Raw genomic sequence first — 17,318 nt, forward strand, 5'->3', positions numbered from 1 at the left:
GGAATATCCCGCCATGTGCCTGATATTACAGCTCCGGACTTGCGCAGGCCCCTCGGCTTGTGCCTTTAAGTCGAGCACATGACTGCGCCAACCCTTCATGCCCCAGACCTGAGCTCCGGCCTCGCCTCGCGGATGCGGGAAGCCCCGGTGCTGATCGACGCGTCCGCCGCCGCCGTGCGGCTGGAACAGGTGCTGGAACGGCTGGATGCGCCGGGCCGGGCCCGCCTCGACGCGCTTCTGGCGGACGCGCCCGTCGCCCGCACGGTGGTGCTGGGTGTCATGGAGGGCGCGCCCTTCCTCACCGATGTGATCCGCCGCGATCCCCTGCGCCTCATCCGCGCGCTGGAGACGCCGCCGCTGCTCCATGTGGAGGGGCTGGCGGCCGCCGCCCGCGCGGCGGTGAAGGCGGCCCGCGACGAGAGCGACGTCATGGCGGCGCTGCGGCGCATGCGCAGCGAGGCGGCCCTCGTGATCGCGCTCGCCGACATCGGCGGCGTGCTGGGCCTCATGGAGATCACCGGCGCGCTGACGCTGGTGGCCGACACGGCCGTGGCCGGCGCACTCGACTTCCTGCTGCGCGAGGCCGCCGCGAGCGGCAAGCTCATCCTGCCCGATCCCGAGACGCCGGGCACCGGCTGCGGCCTCGCCGTGATCGCCATGGGCAAGCATGGCGCGCGGGAACTGAACTATTCCTCCGACGTGGATCTCATCCTCGTCTATGACCGCGAGGTCGCCCCGGTGGCCGAGGGCGTGGAGCCCGGTCCGCTCTATGTACGCATGGCGAAAAGCCTCGTGCGCCTTTTGCAGGAGCGCACCGAGGACGGCTATGTGCTGCGCGTGGACCTGCGCCTGCGGCCTGATCCCGGCTCCACGCAGGCCGCCCTCTCCACCGCCGCCGCGCTCGCCTATTACGAGCGGGAGGGCGCCACCTGGGAACGCGCGGCCTATATCAAGGCCCGGCCCATGGCCGGCGACATCGCGGTGGGCCGCGAATATCTCTCGGATCTCGCCCCCTTCATCTGGCGCCGGGTGCTAGACTATCAGGCGATCTCCGACGTCCATGCCATGAAGCGCGAGATCCATGCCTTCCGCGGCCACGAGGTGGTGGCGGTGGAAGGGCACAATGTGAAGCTCGGGCGCGGCGGCATCCGCGAGGTGGAATTCTTCGTCCAGACCCAGCAGCTCATTGCCGGCGGCCGCGACCGCGACCTGCGCTCGCCGCGCACGCTGGAGGCACTCGGCGCGCTGGTGGAACACCGCTGGATCGCCGCCGAGGTGCGTGACGACCTTGCCGAGGCCTACGACTTCCTGCGCCGGGTGGAGCATCGCCTCCAGATGGTGGCGGACGCCCAGACCCACACCTTGCCGGAAGAGCGCGCGCCGCTGGAAGCCTTCGCCCGCTTCATGGGCTATGCCGACCGCGACGGTTTCGCCGCCGCGCTGGTGGAGCGGCTGCAACGGGTGCAGGGGCATTACGCCCATCTGTTCGAGGATTCGACCACCCATCCCTGTCTTCAGGGCGAGCTGAACTTCCCCCCTGACGCCGATGACAAGCCGACGCTGGGCACGCTCTCCCGCCTCGGCTATCGCGAGCCGGTGGCGGCGAGCCGCACGGTGCGGGGCTGGCTCTCCGGCGAGCCGCGCGCCCTGCGCACCGAGGTAGCCCGCGATCACCTCATCAAGATCGTGCCGCTGATGCTGGAACAGCTCTCCCACGGCGGCGATCCCGATGGCGCGCTCGGCGCCATGGATGCCTTCCTGCGCGATCTGCCGGGGCCGCATCTGCTGGCGGCGCTGGAGCACAATCCGGACCTCGTGCGCCTCATCGCCACCATCGTGGCGGCGGCCCCGCGCCTCGGCGAGACGTTGGCCCGCCGGCCCTCGCTGGCCGATGCGCTGCTGGATCCGGCCTTCTTCGACACCTTGCCCGACGAGGCCAATCTCACCCAGCGCCTCAACGATCTGCTCGACGCCGCCCCCGATGACGAGGAGCGGTTCGATCGCGCCCGCCGGTTCCGGCAGGAGCAGCATGTGCTGATCGGCGTGCGCATCGTCTCCGGCACGCTTCCGGCGGCCCGCGCAGGCGAGGCCTATGCGCGGGTTGCGGAGGTCATCATCCGCGCACTGCATGCCCGCGTCTGGGCGCGCTTCAAGGAAAATCACGGCAGCATTCCCGGCGCCGAGACAGCGGTGCTCTTCATGGGCAAGCTGGGTAGCCGCGAGATGACGGCGGGTTCGGACCTCGATCTCATCCTGCTCTATGACTACGACCGTGAAGCCGACGGCATGTCGGACGGCGAGCGGCCCTTGCAGGGCGCGCATTATTTCGCCCGCTTCACCCAGCGCCTCGTCACCGCTCTGACCTCGCTGACCAATGCCGGCAAGCTCTACGACGTGGACCTGCGCCTGCGCCCGTCCGGCCGTGCCGGCCCGGTGGCGACCCGGCTCGGCTCGTTCGCGAATTACCAGCGCACCGAGGCCTGGACCTGGGAGCACATGGCGCTGACCCGCGCTCGGGTGATCACCGCCAGCGCCGATTTCGGCCTCACGGTGCAGCAGGTGATCCTGGAAGTGCTGGCCAATCCGCGCGATCCGCGCCGCATCGCGGGCGACATTCTCGACATGCGCCGGGCGATTGCCGCCGAGAAGGGCGAGGATGACCGCTGGAACCTGAAGCATGCGGCGGGCGGGCAGGTGGACGTGGAGTTCCTCGCCCAGTTCCTCGTTCTGGTGCATGCGGCGGGCCATCCCGAGATCGTGGACACCGCCACCGCCCGCATCCTCTCCGTGGCCGGCGCGCTGGAACTGCTCTCGCCGGAGGATTGCGCGCAGCTGTCCGCCGCCTGCAAGCTCTATCAGGACCTCACGCAGGTGCTGCGCCTCGCCATCGACCGGCCGTTCGTGCCGGCGGAAGGCAGTCAGGCGCTCAAGGCGCTGCTGGCGCGGGCCGGCGAGATGCCCGACTTCACCACGCTGGACGCGCATCTGGCGGACACGCAGGCGCGTGTGCGCGCCATCTTCGAGCGCATTCTGGAGAGCGCGGCGGGCTGAGGGGCGGGGCCGGCGCGGTCACGTCTGCGCCAGCCTTGTCTTAAGGGACGGACCCATCCTCCGCCGTCCGGGTTGTCTGCGTGACGGCCTCGTTTTCGCGCTCGTGCGCCTGAGGCCGCCGCAAGCAACGACTGGCGGAGACCTCCAATGGATACGCACCCCACAGCCTCGTCCGCCTTCAGCCGCCGCGCGGCGCTGGCGCTCGGCACCGCAGTGCTCGCGGGCGCCGTGTTCCGCCCCCATGTGGCCCGCGCCGCAGGCCCCTTCACCCAGCCGCCCTTGCCCTACAAGGAGGACGAACTGGTGCCCACCATCTCGGCCCGCACGGTGGGCCTGCACTATGGCAAGCACCACAAGGGCTATTACGACAAGCTGAACACGCTGGTGCAGGGCAAGCCCTATGCGGACATGTCCCTCTCCGAAGTGGTGGTGGCCGCCCGCAAGGCCAATGATGCGGACGTGTTCAACAACGCCGCGCAGGCCTGGAACCACGACCTCTACTGGGCGAGCTTCAAGGGTGGCCCGGCCGCGCCCACGGGCGCCTTCGCGCAGGCCGTGGAGAAGGAGTTCCAGTCCGTCGTCGGCCTCCAGCGCAAGATGGTGGAGGCGGGCGACAAGGTGTTCGGCACCGGCTGGGTATGGCTGGTGCGCGATGGCGACAAGCTCGCCATCATCGGCATGAAGGATGCCGCCAACCCGCTGCCGGACGGCAAGAAGGTGCTCCTGGGTATCGACGTGTGGGAGCACGCTTATTATCTCGACTATGAGAACCGCCGCACCGCCCATGTGGAGGCGGTGCTGAAGGATCTCGTCAACTGGCAGGTGGTGAGCGAACGCTTCGGCTGACCTGTCAGCTGGGATAAAGCGGGGCGAGCTTCGCCCCGCGTACCGCTTTCGGTTTGGCGCCGCGCGCCTTCTGCTCGGCGCGGAAGGCCTTCAGGAAGCTGCCGCCGTCGAAGCGCGCGGGTGTCTCGCCATAGACGCTCGTGCGCAGAGTGCCGAGGGCGCGCTCCAGATCCGGGCTCACCGGCGTGCCGGCGCCGCCCGACAGGCGCAGCCACGCGAGCACCGCGCGATGGGCTGCACCCGCATCCTTCGCCTTGCAGGCGTTGATCAGCGCCTGCTCTGCCGCTTCCGGATCACGCAACGCGTTGGCGCGGGAGGGCGTTGCAGGGGCGGTGACGGCAACGGGCGCGTTCCGCTTGCGGGCGGCGATCGCACCGCGCAGCCAGCGACCGAGATAGCCCAGCGCGAACAGGACGATGGCTGCCCCCAGCACGCTGCCGATGATTTCGCGATGGCGCAACAGGAAGGCCCAGACGTCCGCCATGCGGTCGCTGGCCGGCGCGGCCACCGGCGGCGGGGTGGGCGTGGCGCCGGGGGGCGGGGCCGTGGTGCTGGTGACGGGTGTCGGAGGCTCCTGCGCCATGGCGCGCGGATCGGGGGCGACGGTGAAGGTCTCCGCCGGCAGCACCGCCGTCTGCTGCTGCTGGGTGGCCGTGTTCCACCATGCCACCTCGATGGCGGGCAGCGTATAGGTGCCGGCGCGGGTGGGCACCACGGAGACGGTCTGCGTCAGCAGCGCGCCCTGCTCGCCACGGATGGGCGCGCTTTCGGAGCGGTTGGTCTCCACATACTGGCGGATGCCGGCCACATCCGCCGGGGTCAGGGGCGGCAGCTGGTTCGGGCCCGCGCCGACCGCTTCCAGGCGGATGGTGCGCGAGAGCACGCTGCCCACCTTCGCGTCCTTGAGCGGCGTGGTCCATTCGCTGGAGATGGCCACCCTGCGGGCGGGCAGGAACCAGCCCTTGGCATCGGCAGGCCGCTCGCGCACGGTGATGGTGAGCGGATTGGACTCCGTGATCATCTCGCGGGTGGCGGTGGGCGTGTTCATCCACGGCATGGTGCCGGGCGGCCGGCCGAGCATGCGCGCCATGGCATCGGACGCCTCGTTGCCGCTATAGGACACCACCCGCGCCCGCAGCGTCACCGGCTTGACGGTGATGGTGCCGGAGCGCTGCGGGCGCATCAGATAATTCTGCTCGATCACCTGATACCGGAACTTGCCGATGGCGCGCGCGTACTGGCGCTGCTCGCCCTGCGGGGTGAAGGCGGCGCCGTCCGCCTCGGGCGGCGAGAGGCCGCCGCCCAGCATGTCGATGCGCGCATAGACGCGCACGCTCACCGGAATGTCGCTCTGCACGAAAGGTGAAACGTCGCCGGCCTCCAGCCGCACGAACAGCGGCTTCTCGTCCATGTCCTGCGTGGCCGTGGCGGAGGGCACCACGGTGATGGTGAGCGGTTGCGAGAGGAGGCCGGCCACCGCCAGCTGCGGAATGACCAGCTTGCCCGACCGCTTGGGGGCGAGGGTGATCAGCCACTCATTCACCGTGACGCGGCGGCCGTTCTCGGTGACGGGGCGGCTGCGGCGGCCCTGTTCCACCACATCGAAGTCGCGGGTGAGGGCGGAGAGGTTGGGCGGCTGCTTGCCGTCGCCATCGGTGAGGCTGAGCACAAGCTCAACGGTATCGCCGTCGATGATGTTGGTGGGCGACACGGTAGCGGTCAGGCTCGCGGCTATCGCAAGGCCCGGGGCGAGGGCCAGCAGCAGGACGAGGGCCGCGCGGAGCCGGGCGAGGTGCGTGGGCAGACGCATCATGGCGCGTCCGTCCCCTGCACCGGCACGGGCCGGCCGGCATAATGGGCGCGGATGCGCGCGCGCAGCAGGCCCATGGGATCGTCCGGCACCATGCGCAAAGCCTGCTCGCGGTTCTGCTCGTCCGCCGTGAGCGGACGCTGGCCGAGCGGCAGCGCGGCGAGGTCCTGCTTGTCCTCGTCCTTCTCCGCGCCCGGCTTGTCGCCGCCCGGTTGTGCGGGTTGCGCCTGCATGGGCTGAGGCTGAGGGGCCGGCTCCGGCTTCTGCGGGTCGGGCTTGGCGGGCTGGTTGCCGGCGTTCTTCGGGTCGGGTCTAGCCGGGTCCGTGTCGCCGGGCTTGGGCTGGTTCTGCGGCTGGTCCTTGCCCGGATCCTTGTTCTGGCCCTGCTCCTTCGGATCCGGCTTGGATTTCGCCTGATCGTCGCCCTGTGGCTTCTGGTCCTTCGGCGTATTGCCTTGATCCTGCGGCTTGTTCTGCGCGCTGTCCTGCTTCTGGTCCTGCTTGTCAGGCTGGTTCTTCTGGTTCTTCTGGTTCTGCTGGTCCTGCTTGGCCTGATCCTGCTTGTTCTGGTCGCTGCCGCCACCGCCACCACCCTGCTGGGGCGGGGGCTGGGGGAGGTCGGGCTTGTTCTTCGCGTCGATCTGCTTCTGGGTCAGCGCGCGGTTGTAGAGCGCGTCGGCATTGTCGGGATCGGATTTCAGCGCCTTGTCATAGGCCTTGATCGCATCGTCCAGCTTGCCGGCGCGGGCCAGCGCATTGGCCTGATTGTAGGCGCCGTTCGGCAGCCGGCCGAAGGCTTCGGCGGCCTTCTCATACTCGCCGTTCTTGTAGAGCGACGTGGCCTGCCAGTCCGGGTTCTGAAAGCTCTGGGCCGCGCCGGAATAGTCCTTGCGGTCGAAGGCGCTGGCGCCCTGCTGGTCCGGCGTCTGCCAGAGATCCCGCCAGCGCTGCTCGAATGGGGGCGCGGTGCTGTCCTGCGCCCGCGCATCGCGCGGCGCGCCGCCTGTCGCCAGCACTGCCAGCAACAGTGCGGCGATCCAGCCGCGCCGGAAGGCGAGGGGGGCGAGCGCGATGGCCAGCACCAGAACGAGCCACGGTCCCATGTCCACCCATTGATCGGCCGAGAGGCCCGCGTCCTGCGGGTTGGTGCGGGCGGTCCCGGGCAGAGCATCGGCGAAGATGGTGTCGAGATCGCGGTCGCCTGCGGTAAGCGGCGTGAAACGGCCGTGGCCGGCGGCGGCCAGATCGCGCAGGCCGGCGGCATCGAGGCTGGTGGTCAGAACGGTGCCGTCGCGCCCGTCCAGCTTGCGGCCGTCGAAGGCCAGCAGCGGCACCGGCGTCTCGCCGCCGAGGCCGATGACATTCACGCTATAGCCGGCTGCGGCCGCAGTCGCGGCGGCGGCGCGGGTCTGCTCCGGCCGGTCGCCCAGCCCATCGGTGAGCAGCACGATGCGGCCGGTGGGGGAGCCGGTGTTCTTCAAAAGCTCCACCGCTTGCCGGATGGCGGCGTCCGGCCGGTTGTCCATCACCGGCATCAGGTCGGTGGCGATCTCGGGCAGCATCTGCTCGACGACGCGCGCATCCTCGGTGAGGGGCGCGGCGACGAAGGGCGCGTCGGCGAAGATGACGAGCGCCACCTGTCCGCCGCGCATGCGGTTGAGGATGTCGGCCACCTTGTGCCGGGCCGCCGTGATGCGGTTCGGGCTCTGGTCGGTGGCGTTCATGGACTGGGCGAGGCTGAGCACCACCACGGTGGGGTCGATGCGATCGGAGGCCGGCTGCGGCAGTTTTTGCCATGTGGGGCCAGCCATGGCGATGCTGGCGAGGGCCACGGCCAGGAACAGCAGCGGCACGGGCCAGCGCTTGGCGGAGCCGCGATCCTTCAGCGCGAGCGCGCGCAGGAGATGGGCGTCCACAAGTCCGATCCACGCGCTGCGCCCCTTGCCCATGCGATGCCACAGCAGCCCACAGAGCAGCAGCGCAGGCACCATTGCCAGCATCCAGAGCGGGCGCAGGAGATGGAAATCGGCGGGCAGGATGGCGGCGAGGGCTGCGGGCATCATGGCCGTGCGCCCTCCGCTTGCGGGGGCTCGGGCTGCGGAGCGGTGGACCGCACGCGGCGCGGCAGCAGCAGCGCGAAGCCGAACAGGCCGGCAAGCCCCAGCGCCGCTCCCAATGGCCAGAAGAACAGCGCCACCGTGGGGCTGAGATAGAGCGGATCGCCGGCCGTGGGCTCCATGCGGTCGATGTCGTTATAGATGGCCGCCAGCCCCGCCGCGTCACGGGCGCGGAAATAGCGGCCGCCGGTCATTTCGGCGATCTTGTTGAGCGTCTCTTCATCCAGCTCGCTGGTGGCGTTCACCATGCGCTGGCCGATGGCGAAGCCGTCCGCGCCGACGCCGATGGTATAGATCTTCACCCCGTCCGCCTTGGCCAGCTCGGCGGCCTGCACCGGGTCGAGCACGCCGGAATTGTTGGCGCCATCGGTAAGCAGCACCAGCACGCGCTGTTCCTTCGGCCGCGTGCGCAGCGTCTTCACCGCAAGCGCGATGGCGTCGCCGATGGCGGTTTCCTGCCCGGTGAGGCCGATGACCGAGGTGCGCAGCAGATCGCGCACCACATTGCGGTCGAAGGTGAGCGGGGCCTGCACATAGGCGCGGGTGGAGAACAGGATCAGCCCCACCCGGTCGCCCCTGCGCCGGGCGATGAAGTCATCGGCCACGCCCTTCACCACGGTCAGGCGGTCCACGGGAATGCCGCCGCGCGCCAGATCCTGCCGCTGCATGGAGCCGGAGAGGTCCACCGCCATCATCAGGTCGCGGCCTTCCACCGGCACCGGCACGGGCTTGCCCATCCAGGCCGGGCGCATGGCGGCGAGGACCAGCAGCAGCCAGATGACGCTCATGAGCGCGAGGCGCACGAGGCGCTTGCGCCGCCCGCCATCCGAGACGAGCCCGACGCCGGCGATCTCGCGATAAAAGGGCAGGCGGAGCGCGCCCGCGCGCGTCTTCGGCGCGGCGGGCATCAGCAGACGCACCAGAAGGGGCAGGGGCAGGAGAGCGGCAGCCCAGAGCCACTGGAACTCGATCATGCGTTGCCCCGGATCCAGCGCTTCAGCGCGCGCACCAGCCTGTCCCGCTCCATGGCACGGGCGGCGGGCGCGGTGGGCGGCAGATAGGGCGCGGCGGCGAGGAAGCGGCTGATGTCGTCCGGCAGGCCGGCCTTGCCTTTGCCGAGGAAGGACTGCCAGTCGTCGCCGGTCAGTACGGCGGCGGCAGGGGAGTGGGCGCGGGTCACGAGGATGCGGCGCACCAGCAAGGCGGCGGCGGCGCCGACCGCGCGGGAGTCCTGATAGCGCGCGGTGTCCTTCGCGATGGCCTCCAGCTCGCGCATGGCGCGATAGGCGAGCGTCTGCCGCCGCCGCCATTCGAGGATGGCAGCCAGCAGGGCGGCCAGCAGGATGATGGCCAGCAGCCCCCACCAGCCGGGGGCGGGCGGCCAGAAGGACACCGCCTGCGGCAGATGGATATCGCGCAGCGCCAGCAGCGGATCGCCCGCGCCGGGATCGAGCCGCAGGCCGGGGGCGTTGGTGGGCACGCTGTCGGGGGCGGGGGTATCCGTCATGCGCTTGCGCCCTTCGGCCGGCGGGCGAGGCGCTCGGGATGGAGAAGGTCGGCGGGGTCTTCGCCGGTGCGGATGGGCACGAAGCCCATGCCCCGCTGCCGGGCGAGCGCCGCCACCATGTGCCGGCGGGCGGCAAAGCGGCGGGCATAGGCGGCGCGCACCGCCTCGCTGTCGGCGTCCAGCATCGCTACCGCGCTGCCGTCGCTCACCGGATAGGCGCCGTGCGCGGGCGTGTGAGCCTCCAGCGCGTCATAGATGAAGACGTTGGTGACGTGGGCGTGCAGCGACAGGCGGTTCAGCTCGCGCGCGGCGGCGGCGTCGAAATCGTGGAAGTCGCTGACGATGAACACCAGCGTGCCCGGCCGCGAGACGAGGCGCAGGCGGCCGATGGCCTCGGCCAGCGGGGGCTCCGATCCGGCCATGGGCTCGCGGCCGAAGCCGTCCTGTGTTGCTTCCGCGACGGCTCGCACGAAGCCCAGCACCCGGCTGCGGGCGCGCTGCGGCGGAAAAGCGTGGGCGCCGGTGGGGGAGAGCACCACGCCGCCCACGCGGTCGCCGCCATCCATGGAGGTCCAGGCCAGCACGGCGGCGGCCTTGGCGGCGAGCACGGACTTGAAGGTGTCGCGGGTGCCGAAGCGCATGAAGCTGCGCGCGTCCATGAGGATGAGGACGGGGCGCTCGCGCTCCTCCTGAAACAGCTTGGTATGGGTGCGGCCGGTGCGGGCGGTCACGCGCCAGTCGATGGTGCGGATGTCGTCGCCGGGCTGATAGGCGCGCACCTCGTCGAATTCCATGCCGCGCCCCTTGAAGGGCGAGCGATAGCCGCCGTTCTGCTGGGTCTTCACCCGGCCACGGGAGGCAAAGCCGTCGCGGCCGCCGGGGCGCACGGCGATAAGCTCGTCGAGCCGGGCGACGAGGCCATAGAAATCGGAGCTGGCGAAGTCCGGGTTGGGCATATGAGGTCTGTGCGGGTCGGGTTCTGGCGGCTGTTACGTCAGGCCACGGGCACCCGGCCGATGAGCGTATCGAGGAACAGGTCCGTCGTCATGCCGTCCGCCTGGGCCTCGAAGTTGAGCAGGATGCGGTGACGCAGCACCGGCTTGACGATGGCCTGCACGTCCTCGGGCACCACATAGTCCCGGCCGCGCAGCCAGGCGAAGGCGCGGGCGCTGCGGTCGAGCGAGATGGTGCCGCGCGGGCTGGCGCCGAAAGAGATGACGCCCGCCAGATCCTTGCCGTACAGCTCCGGATTACGGGTGGCGAAGACGAATTGCAGCAGATACTCCTCCACCGCTTCCGACATGTAGGTGGCGAGTGCCTGCCGGCGTGCGCCGAAGATGGTGGACTGGCTGACGCGCTCGCCGAACGCCACCACCTCGCCCTGCGCCTCGCCACGCACGAGGCGCAGGATGGCGCGCTCGGCGGCGATGTCGGGATAGTCCAGCTTCACATGCAGCAGGAAGCGGTCGAGCTGGGCCTCGGGCAAAGGATAGGTGCCCTCCTGCTCGATGGGGTTCTGGGTCGCCATGACGAGGAACAGCTTGGGCAGCGCATAGGTGGCCCCGCCCACCGTCACCTGCCGCTCGGCCATGGCTTCCAGCAGCGCCGCCTGCACCTTGGCGGGGGCGCGGTTGATCTCGTCCGCGAGGATGAAATTGTGGAACACCGGCCCCGCCTGGAAGCGGAAGGAGCCATCCTCGGGGCGGTAGATGTCCGTGCCGGTGAGGTCGGAGGGCAGCAGGTCCGGGGTGAACTGGATGCGCTGCTCGTCGCAGTCGATGGCCTTGGCCAGCGCCTTGATGGCCTTGGTCTTGGCAAGGCCCGGCGCGCCTTCCACCAGCAGATGGCCATCGGCCAGCACCGCCACCAACAGCAGGTCCACGAAGGCCGGCTGGCCGAGGATGGAGGCGTTCATATAGTCGGCGAGGCGGTGGAAGGCCCTGCGGTAGCCGTCATGTGCCTGCGCGGACTGGGCCTGCGCATTTGCGGCCATGGCGAGGGCGTCGGGGGTCACGGTCATTCCAGAAATCGTTCCAGTTCGGGCATCCACCTGCGCCCTCTATACCTCAGAGGCAGGTCGCACTGGAAATGTTCTCTGGCCGCAATCACGCAGCCGTGGCCCACGCCCGGTCAGGATTGCGTATGACGCCTGCCGGAGGTGCGCGAGGCAGGGCTGAACCCTACTTGGGTAATGCTGAATTCAGCCGGAGCACGCATGGCGTGGCTGCATCGGCCGGGCTCAAGCATCCGCTCGCATTGGCATTGCGCCTTTCGCCAACAGATAAATATCTTCATTATAATAATTAAAAGTAATGCATATTGATGTTTTCTCTGGGGCACGCTTAGCATGCGTTGAATTGGTGGGCGCTTCGACAGGTCCAGCGTCGTCCCTGTTGGAAACGGCATGCAGTCCGAAAGTCTGACCCATATCCTTTCGCAGACCTTCCGGAGCGAGAAGGGACGCCTCGTCCGTCTCGTGCAGCGGATCGTGGGCAATCGCGCCACGGCGGAAGAGCTGGTGCAGGACGCCTTCCTCAATCTGATGAAAGCCGATGGCGTGGACCGCGCGCCCGCCTATCTGGCGCGGGCGGCGCGCAATCTCGCCTTCAATCATCTGCGCCATCTCCGGCAGGGGGTGGAGCTGGATGTGGGCGAGGCGGCACGCGACAGCGTGGCCGATGCCGCCCCCTCGCCGGAGGAGATCGCCCTCTATCGCAGCGAGCTTCGGCGGCTGCTGGAGGCGGTCGCCGCCTTGCCGCCCCGGCGTAGGGAGGTATTCGTGCTGCACAAGTTCGAGGGCCTGTCTTATGACGCGGTGGCGGCGCGCATGGGCATCGCGCGCAATACGGTCATGGTGCAGATGGTGAATGCCCTGGCCGATCTCGACCGCGCGCTCGGCGCGGATACGCTGTTCACGGAGTGGTGAGCGGGTAATTCTCAATCCAGCCCCACGGGTCTAACCCATGAGGACGCCGCTTCCGCCGCTCACATGGCCGTTCGAGGACTTGCAGGTGCCACCCGCCGAGCCCATGCCGCCCGCTGCATCCGCCCCGTCCGGGCCGGAGGAACCATCCGCGCTTTCGCCTGTGCAGCAGGAAGCGCTGGGCTGGTTCGTGCGCCTGCGCGACGAGGCGGCGACCCCGGCCGATCATGCGGCCTTTGCCGCCTGGCTGGCGCAGGGGCCGGACCATGCCGTCGCCTTCCAGCGCGCCGAGCGACTGTGGCAGCGCTTCGATCTGCTTGATGACACCATGCGGGAGGGCCGCCGGCAACGCCGCCCCAGCCGTCGCGCGGTGCTCTCCGGCGCGGCCGGCCTGCTGCTGGCGGGTGGGGGCCTGTGGTGGGCCTCGCGGCCGGGCCGGTTCGCCGACTATGCCACCGATGTGGGCCAGCGGCGCAGCTTCGCGCTGCCGGACGGCTCGCAGGTGGAACTGGGCGCCTATAGCGCGCTGGATGTCGCCTTCGGTTCGGATCTCCGACGGGTGACGCTGCATTATGGCGAAGCCTATTTCACGGTCACGGAAGAGGCCGCACGTCCCTTCGTGGTGGAGGCCGGGCCGGGCCGCACACGGGCGCTGGGCACGCGCTTCGACGTGAAGCGCCTCGATGGCCATGTCACCGTGGCGGTGGACGAGCATGCGGTGGAGGTCCGTGTCGGAGGCGGTGCGCCGGTGGCGCTCGAGACCGGCTATCAGGTGAGCTACGACCGCGACGGCGTAGGGGCCGTGACCGCCGCCGACGCAGAGACCGTGCAGGCCTGGCGGCGCGACCGGCTGGTGTTCGCCGATGTGCCGCTGCGACGGGTGCTGGCCGAACTGGAGCGCTACCGGCGCGGCTCCATCCTGCTGGCGGATCAGCGTCTGGGCGACATTCCCGTCACCGCCGTGTTCGATGCCCGGCAGAGCGATCAGGCGCTGCGCTCGCTTGCCGATACGCTCCAGCTATCCATGGTCGGCGCGCCGGGCTTCGTCACCGTCATCCTGTCGGGCGGCTGAAAAAATCCGCATGCCCATAATGCTCCCCCGCCTGCCGGGTGTCGGGAAAACATGAGGCCCGTGATGCGGGCCGGTTGTTTCATCGGATTGGCAGAGGTGGGGATATGACGCGCGCGGCGGCTGGAACGGCATTCGGCAGCAACGGCACCCGGAGCAAGGCGCGTATGCGTGCGCTGCTGGTGTCCACCGTGCTGGCGGCGGCCCCGTTCGCGGTTCTGCCGCAGATGGCGGCGGCGCAGGTGGCGCGCCCGTCCGAGATCGCCTTCAACCTGCCGGCCCAGCCGCTCTCGCAGGCGCTGCTGCAATTCTCCCGCGTGGCCGGCGTGGAGCTGTTCCTCAATGCCGACCTCGTGCGCGGCAAATCCTCTCCCGCCGTGGTGGGCAGCATGAGCCGCGAGCAGGCAATGGCGCGGCTGCTGGCGGGCAGTGGGCTGACCTATCGCTTCACCAATAATTCCGTCTCCATTCAGGCCCCGGCGCGCGGCGGGGCGGTCGATTCCGGTGGCGGCATCCTGCTCGATACGGTGGACGTGCAGGGCGCGCAGCAGACGGCGCTCGGCCCGGTGGACGGTTATGTGGCGCTGGTGAGCATGGCCGGCACCAAGACCGACACGCCGCTTGTGGACGTGCCGCAGTCCATCTCCGTGGTGACGGCCGACCAAATCCAGGATCAGGGCGCGCAGAACCTCGTGCAGGCGCTGCGCTACACGCCCGGCGTCTTCGTCGAGCCCAATGGCGAGAGCGCGCATTATGACGACATGCGCATCCGCGGCTTCGATCCGCTGAAATATCTCGACGGCATGCCGCTGCCGCTGCTCCAGTTCTACGGCTCCCCGCGCATCGAGGTGTACGGTCTGGAGCGGGTGGAGGTGATCAAGGGGCCGGCCTCGGCGCTCTATGGCGAAAGCTCGCCCGGCGGCCTCATCAACATGATCAGCAAGCGGCCGACCGCGGAGACGATCCGCGAGATCGAATTGCAGACCGGCAGCTTCGACCGCATTCAGGGTGCCTTCGACGTGGGCGGGGCGGTCAATGACAGCAAGACCCTGCTGGTGCGCCTGACCGGTCTCGCCCGCGATGCCGGCACGCAGGTGAACGACACCAAGGACGAACGCCTCTTCCTCGCGCCCTCCTTCACGCTGAAGGCGTCCGAGGACACGACGCTGACCGTGCTCGCCCAGTATGGCCGCGACGAGGGCACCTATCCGCAGGCCTTCCTGCCGGCGCAGGGCACGCTGTTCCCGAACCCCTACGGGCGCCTGCCGCGCTCCACCTATCTCGGCGACCCCGCCTTCGACAATTATTCGCGCGAACAGTGGATGGTGGGTTACGAGTTCAACCATCGCTTCAACGATGTGTGGAGCTTCGAGCAGAAGGCCCGCTACGCCCATGTGACGGCGGATGTGAGCGCCACCCGCTCGGAAGGCGTGCAGAGCAATCTCTTCATGGTGGACCGCAGCGCCTTCATCATGGGGGCGGACGCTGGCACCTTCACCATGACCAATCTCGCCAGGGCCGAGTTCGCCACCGGCGCGCTCCGGCACGAGATGCTGTTCGGCCTCGACTATCTGCGCACCTCCGGCGACTTCAACATGAAGGTGGCGCTGGCACCCGCCGTGAACATGTATGCGCCGCCCGTTTCCGTGCCCATCGGGCCCTTCTTCAACCGCACCGACAATTCGCAGACGCAGACGGCCTGGGGCGTCTATGTGCAGGACCAGATCTCGTTCGACCGCTTCATCCTGACTGTCTCGGGCCGGCAGGACTGGGCCAGCATGGACACCACCGACTGGCTGGCCGAAACCAGCTCCAGCCAGAACGACAGCGACTTCACCTATCGCGCCGGGCTGACCTACAAGTTCGACAACGGGATCGCGCCCTACATTTCCTATGCCACCTCGTTCCAGCCCGTGATGGGCTTCGACGCCGATGGCAACGGCCTCAAGCCGACCACGGGCGACCAGATCGAGGCCGGCGTGAAGTATCAGCCGCCGGGCATGGACGCGCTGTTCACGGCGGCGGTTTTCCAGATCCATCAGGACAATGTGGTGACGACGGATCCCGTCACCTTCATCTCCTCGCAGATCGGCAAGGTGGAGGTGAAGGGACTTGAGCTGGAGGCCAAGGGCAAGCTGAACGCCAATTGGGAGTTCACTGCCGGCTATTCTTATGTGGACAGCGAGACCACGGAGAGTTCCAATCCTTATGAAGTGGGACGTCCGGCGCCTTACACGCCCGAGAACCAGGGCTCAGTTTGGATTAAATACAACTTCACTCAGCCCCAGCTGGCCGGCCTTTCGGTGGCCGGGGGCGTGCGGTATGTTGGCTCGACTTATTCGGAAATTTCGAGCGTGGACCCGATCAAGGTTCCCGGATATTCACTGGTCGACGCGGCGGTGTACTACGACTTCGGAGCGCTTTCCACGCAGCTTCAGGGGGCGAAGTTCGCGCTGAATGTGAGCAACCTGTTCGACAAATACTATCTGACCTATTGCTACGGCGCGCCTTACTGCGCGCTCGGCTCGGGTCGCACGGTGTTGGCGACACTATCCTACAAGTGGTGATGCTGGAGCGCACGCAAACCCCGCCCAAGGAACCCACACGGGAACCTGCAAAGCATGCAAAGCCCGGCAAGTCCGGGCTTTCTCCACGTGGGCTCAAGGCATGGCAGGTGGTGCACACCTGGACCAGCCTGATCTCCACCGTGTTCATGCTGCTGCTCTGCCTCACCGGGCTGCCGCTCATCTTCCATCACGAGATCGACCACATGCTCGGGCAGGAGGCGGAAGCGCCCGACCTGCCGGCGGGCACGCCGCATCTGAGCCTCGACCGCATCATCACCAACGGTCTCGCGCCCAATTCCACCGAGCAGGTGCGCTATGTGGTGTTCGATGATGACGATGCCAATCTCGTCCATCTCCTCATCGCCGCCACCAAGGACGCGCCGGACGAGGACAACCGCTTCGCCACGCTGGATGCCCGCACGGGTGAGGTGCTGCGCGCGCCCGACCGGAGCCTGACCTTCACCGGCCTCATGCTGCGCCTGCATACGGACCTGTTCGCCGGGCTGCCCGGCATGCTGTTCCTCGGCCTGATGGGCCTGCTGATGGTGGTGGCCATCGTTTCCGGCGTGGTGCTCTATGCGCCCTTCATGCGGCGGCTGGAGTTCGGCACCGTGCGCAAGGGCCGCTCGCCGCGCCTGCGCTGGCTTGACCTGCACAATCTGCTCGGCATCGTCACCGTGTGCTGGCTCACCGTCGTGGGCTTCACCGGCGTCATCAATACGTGGTCGCAGCTGGTGCTGATGGTCTGGCAGCAGGACCAGCTGGCTGAGATGGTGGCGCCCTATCGCGACATGCCGCCGCTGACCCGTCTCGGCCCCGTGCAGCCTGCGCTCGACACCGCGAAGCAGGCGGTGCCGGACATGCACGCCTCCTTCATCGCCTTTCCGGGCACGCCCTTCACCAGCGCGCACCATTATGCGGTGTTCATGAAGGGCGACACCACGCTGACCTCGCGCCTGATCCGCCCGGCGCTGATCGATGCGGAGAGCGGCAAGCTGACCGACTCGCGCGTGCTGCCCTGGTACGTGACGGCGCTGCTCGTCTCCCAGCCGCTGCATTTCGGTGATTATGGCGGCATGCCGCTGAAGATCATCTGGGCGGTGCTGGACGTGGCCGCCATCGTGGTGCTCGGCAGCGGCCTTTATCTCTGGATCGCCCGCCGTCGCGGCGCGCACGGGCGAAAGGCGTAAGCCATGAGTGCGCGTGATCTTTCCATGTCCCGCATCTTCGCCATCCCGACCCTGCTGGCGGTACTGACCGCCATCGGCCTTCTGGCCGGGCTGCTGGGCGAGGGCCCGTGGAAGTGGGTGTGCTGGGCCGGTGTGGGCATCCCCGCCGCCGTTCTCCTCTGGTACGTCTGGCGCGCCGACCGCTGAGGGCGCGTGCGGAACCCGTCCGACGCGATCGGCGGTGCCTTTGGTTCGTGCA

13 protein-coding genes are annotated in these 17,318 nt (G+C 68.8%); 7 read left to right on the forward strand and 6 right to left on the reverse strand.

All coding sequences use genetic code 11. From position 1 onward, the window contains the following. Positions 1–78: 78 nt before the first annotated feature. Both IEW24_RS05410 and IEW24_RS05415 read left to right on the forward strand, forming a co-directional pair. A complete protein-coding gene (locus tag IEW24_RS05410; protein WP_188576105.1) occupies positions 79–3,051 on the forward strand; it encodes a bifunctional [glutamine synthetase] adenylyltransferase/[glutamine synthetase]-adenylyl-L-tyrosine phosphorylase in 2,973 nt (990 codons plus the stop codon). Positions 3,052–3,198: 147 nt separating this feature from the next. After that, positions 3,199–3,897 (forward strand): superoxide dismutase, encoded by a 699-nt coding sequence (locus IEW24_RS05415; protein ID WP_188576107.1) that lies wholly within the window; start codon positions 3,199–3,201, stop codon positions 3,895–3,897. Between the two features lie 4 nt (positions 3,898–3,901). On the opposite strand, the gene IEW24_RS05420 is transcribed toward IEW24_RS05415, so the two are convergent. Genes IEW24_RS05420 through IEW24_RS05445 form a run of 6 tightly spaced genes read right to left on the reverse strand, consistent with a single transcriptional unit; the run spans position 3,902 to position 11,246 of the window. After that, positions 3,902–5,710 carry a BatD family protein gene (locus tag IEW24_RS05420; protein WP_188576110.1) on the reverse strand — a complete coding sequence of 603 codons (1,809 nt, stop codon included), beginning with the start codon at positions 5,708–5,710 and terminating at the stop codon, positions 3,902–3,904. Next, positions 5,707–7,770: a VWA domain-containing protein gene (locus IEW24_RS05425; protein WP_188576112.1), complete on the reverse strand. Its 2,064-nt coding sequence runs from the start codon at positions 7,768–7,770 to the stop codon at positions 5,707–5,709. The genes IEW24_RS05420 and IEW24_RS05425 overlap by 4 nt, the downstream gene beginning before the upstream one ends. After that, positions 7,767–8,798, reverse strand: coding sequence for a vWA domain-containing protein (locus tag IEW24_RS05430; protein WP_188576114.1), 1,032 nt, complete (start codon positions 8,796–8,798; stop codon positions 7,767–7,769). Before IEW24_RS05430 ends, IEW24_RS05425 begins: the two co-directional genes overlap by 4 nt. Next, complete coding sequence (locus tag IEW24_RS05435) at positions 8,795–9,331, reverse strand: DUF4381 domain-containing protein (RefSeq protein WP_188576116.1); 537 nt, start codon at positions 9,329–9,331, stop codon at positions 8,795–8,797. Before IEW24_RS05435 ends, IEW24_RS05430 begins: the two co-directional genes overlap by 4 nt. Then, the gene (locus IEW24_RS05440) at positions 9,328–10,287 is read right to left on the reverse strand and encodes a DUF58 domain-containing protein (protein ID WP_188576117.1); all 960 of its coding nucleotides are present in this window, start codon (positions 10,285–10,287) and stop codon (positions 9,328–9,330) included. Before IEW24_RS05440 ends, IEW24_RS05435 begins: the two co-directional genes overlap by 4 nt. 38 nt (positions 10,288–10,325) lie before the next feature. Then, entirely contained in the window at positions 10,326–11,246 is a 921-nt protein-coding gene (locus tag IEW24_RS05445; protein ID WP_244644245.1) for an AAA family ATPase, read from the reverse strand. A 489-nt stretch (positions 11,247–11,735) separates the two neighbouring features. On the opposite strand from IEW24_RS05445, the gene IEW24_RS05450 reads away from it, so the two are divergent. The 5 genes from IEW24_RS05450 (at position 11,736) to IEW24_RS05470 (ending at position 17,266) form a co-directional block, all read left to right on the forward strand. After that, positions 11,736–12,257, forward strand: coding sequence for an RNA polymerase sigma factor (locus IEW24_RS05450; RefSeq protein WP_188576121.1), 522 nt, complete (start codon positions 11,736–11,738; stop codon positions 12,255–12,257). Positions 12,258–12,294: 37 nt separating this feature from the next. Further along, the gene (locus tag IEW24_RS05455; RefSeq protein WP_188576123.1) at positions 12,295–13,326 is read left to right on the forward strand and encodes a FecR family protein; all 1,032 of its coding nucleotides are present in this window, start codon (positions 12,295–12,297) and stop codon (positions 13,324–13,326) included. 164 nt (positions 13,327–13,490) lie between these two features. Further along, positions 13,491–15,890 (forward strand): TonB-dependent siderophore receptor, encoded by a 2,400-nt coding sequence (locus IEW24_RS05460; protein WP_188576125.1) that lies wholly within the window; start codon positions 13,491–13,493, stop codon positions 15,888–15,890. A 107-nt stretch (positions 15,891–15,997) separates the two neighbouring features. Next, a complete protein-coding gene (locus tag IEW24_RS05465) occupies positions 15,998–17,080 on the forward strand; it encodes a PepSY-associated TM helix domain-containing protein (protein ID WP_244644175.1) in 1,083 nt (360 codons plus the stop codon). A 3-nt stretch (positions 17,081–17,083) separates the two neighbouring features. After that, positions 17,084–17,266 (forward strand): hypothetical protein, encoded by a 183-nt coding sequence (locus tag IEW24_RS05470; protein ID WP_188576129.1) that lies wholly within the window; start codon positions 17,084–17,086, stop codon positions 17,264–17,266. The last annotated feature ends 52 nt before the right edge of the window (positions 17,267–17,318 follow it).

The organism is Azorhizobium oxalatiphilum, from assembly GCF_014635325.1.
GTDB lineage: Bacteria > Pseudomonadota > Alphaproteobacteria > Rhizobiales > Xanthobacteraceae > Azorhizobium > Azorhizobium oxalatiphilum.

Excerpts from the sequence above, each read along its gene's own strand:
- IEW24_RS05410 (WP_188576105.1), top strand. The coding sequence starts at position 79 with ATGACTGCGCCAACCCTTCATGCCCCAGACCTGAGCTCCGGCCTCGCC.
- IEW24_RS05415 (WP_188576107.1), top strand. The coding sequence starts at position 3,199 with ATGGATACGCACCCCACAGCCTCGTCCGCCTTCAGCCGCCGCGCGGCG.
- IEW24_RS05420 (WP_188576110.1), bottom strand. The coding sequence starts at position 5,710 with ATGATGCGTCTGCCCACGCACCTCGCCCGGCTCCGCGCGGCCCTCGTC.
- IEW24_RS05425 (WP_188576112.1), bottom strand. The coding sequence starts at position 7,770 with ATGATGCCCGCAGCCCTCGCCGCCATCCTGCCCGCCGATTTCCATCTC.
- IEW24_RS05430 (WP_188576114.1), bottom strand. The coding sequence starts at position 8,798 with ATGATCGAGTTCCAGTGGCTCTGGGCTGCCGCTCTCCTGCCCCTGCCC.
- IEW24_RS05435 (WP_188576116.1), bottom strand. The coding sequence starts at position 9,331 with ATGACGGATACCCCCGCCCCCGACAGCGTGCCCACCAACGCCCCCGGC.
- IEW24_RS05440 (WP_188576117.1), bottom strand. The coding sequence starts at position 10,287 with ATGCCCAACCCGGACTTCGCCAGCTCCGATTTCTATGGCCTCGTCGCC.
- IEW24_RS05445 (WP_244644245.1), bottom strand. The coding sequence starts at position 11,246 with ATGAACGCCTCCATCCTCGGCCAGCCGGCCTTCGTGGACCTGCTGTTG.
- IEW24_RS05450 (WP_188576121.1), top strand. The coding sequence starts at position 11,736 with ATGCAGTCCGAAAGTCTGACCCATATCCTTTCGCAGACCTTCCGGAGC.
- IEW24_RS05455 (WP_188576123.1), top strand. The coding sequence starts at position 12,295 with ATGAGGACGCCGCTTCCGCCGCTCACATGGCCGTTCGAGGACTTGCAG.
- IEW24_RS05460 (WP_188576125.1), top strand. The coding sequence starts at position 13,491 with ATGCGTGCGCTGCTGGTGTCCACCGTGCTGGCGGCGGCCCCGTTCGCG.
- IEW24_RS05470 (WP_188576129.1), top strand. The coding sequence starts at position 17,084 with ATGAGTGCGCGTGATCTTTCCATGTCCCGCATCTTCGCCATCCCGACC.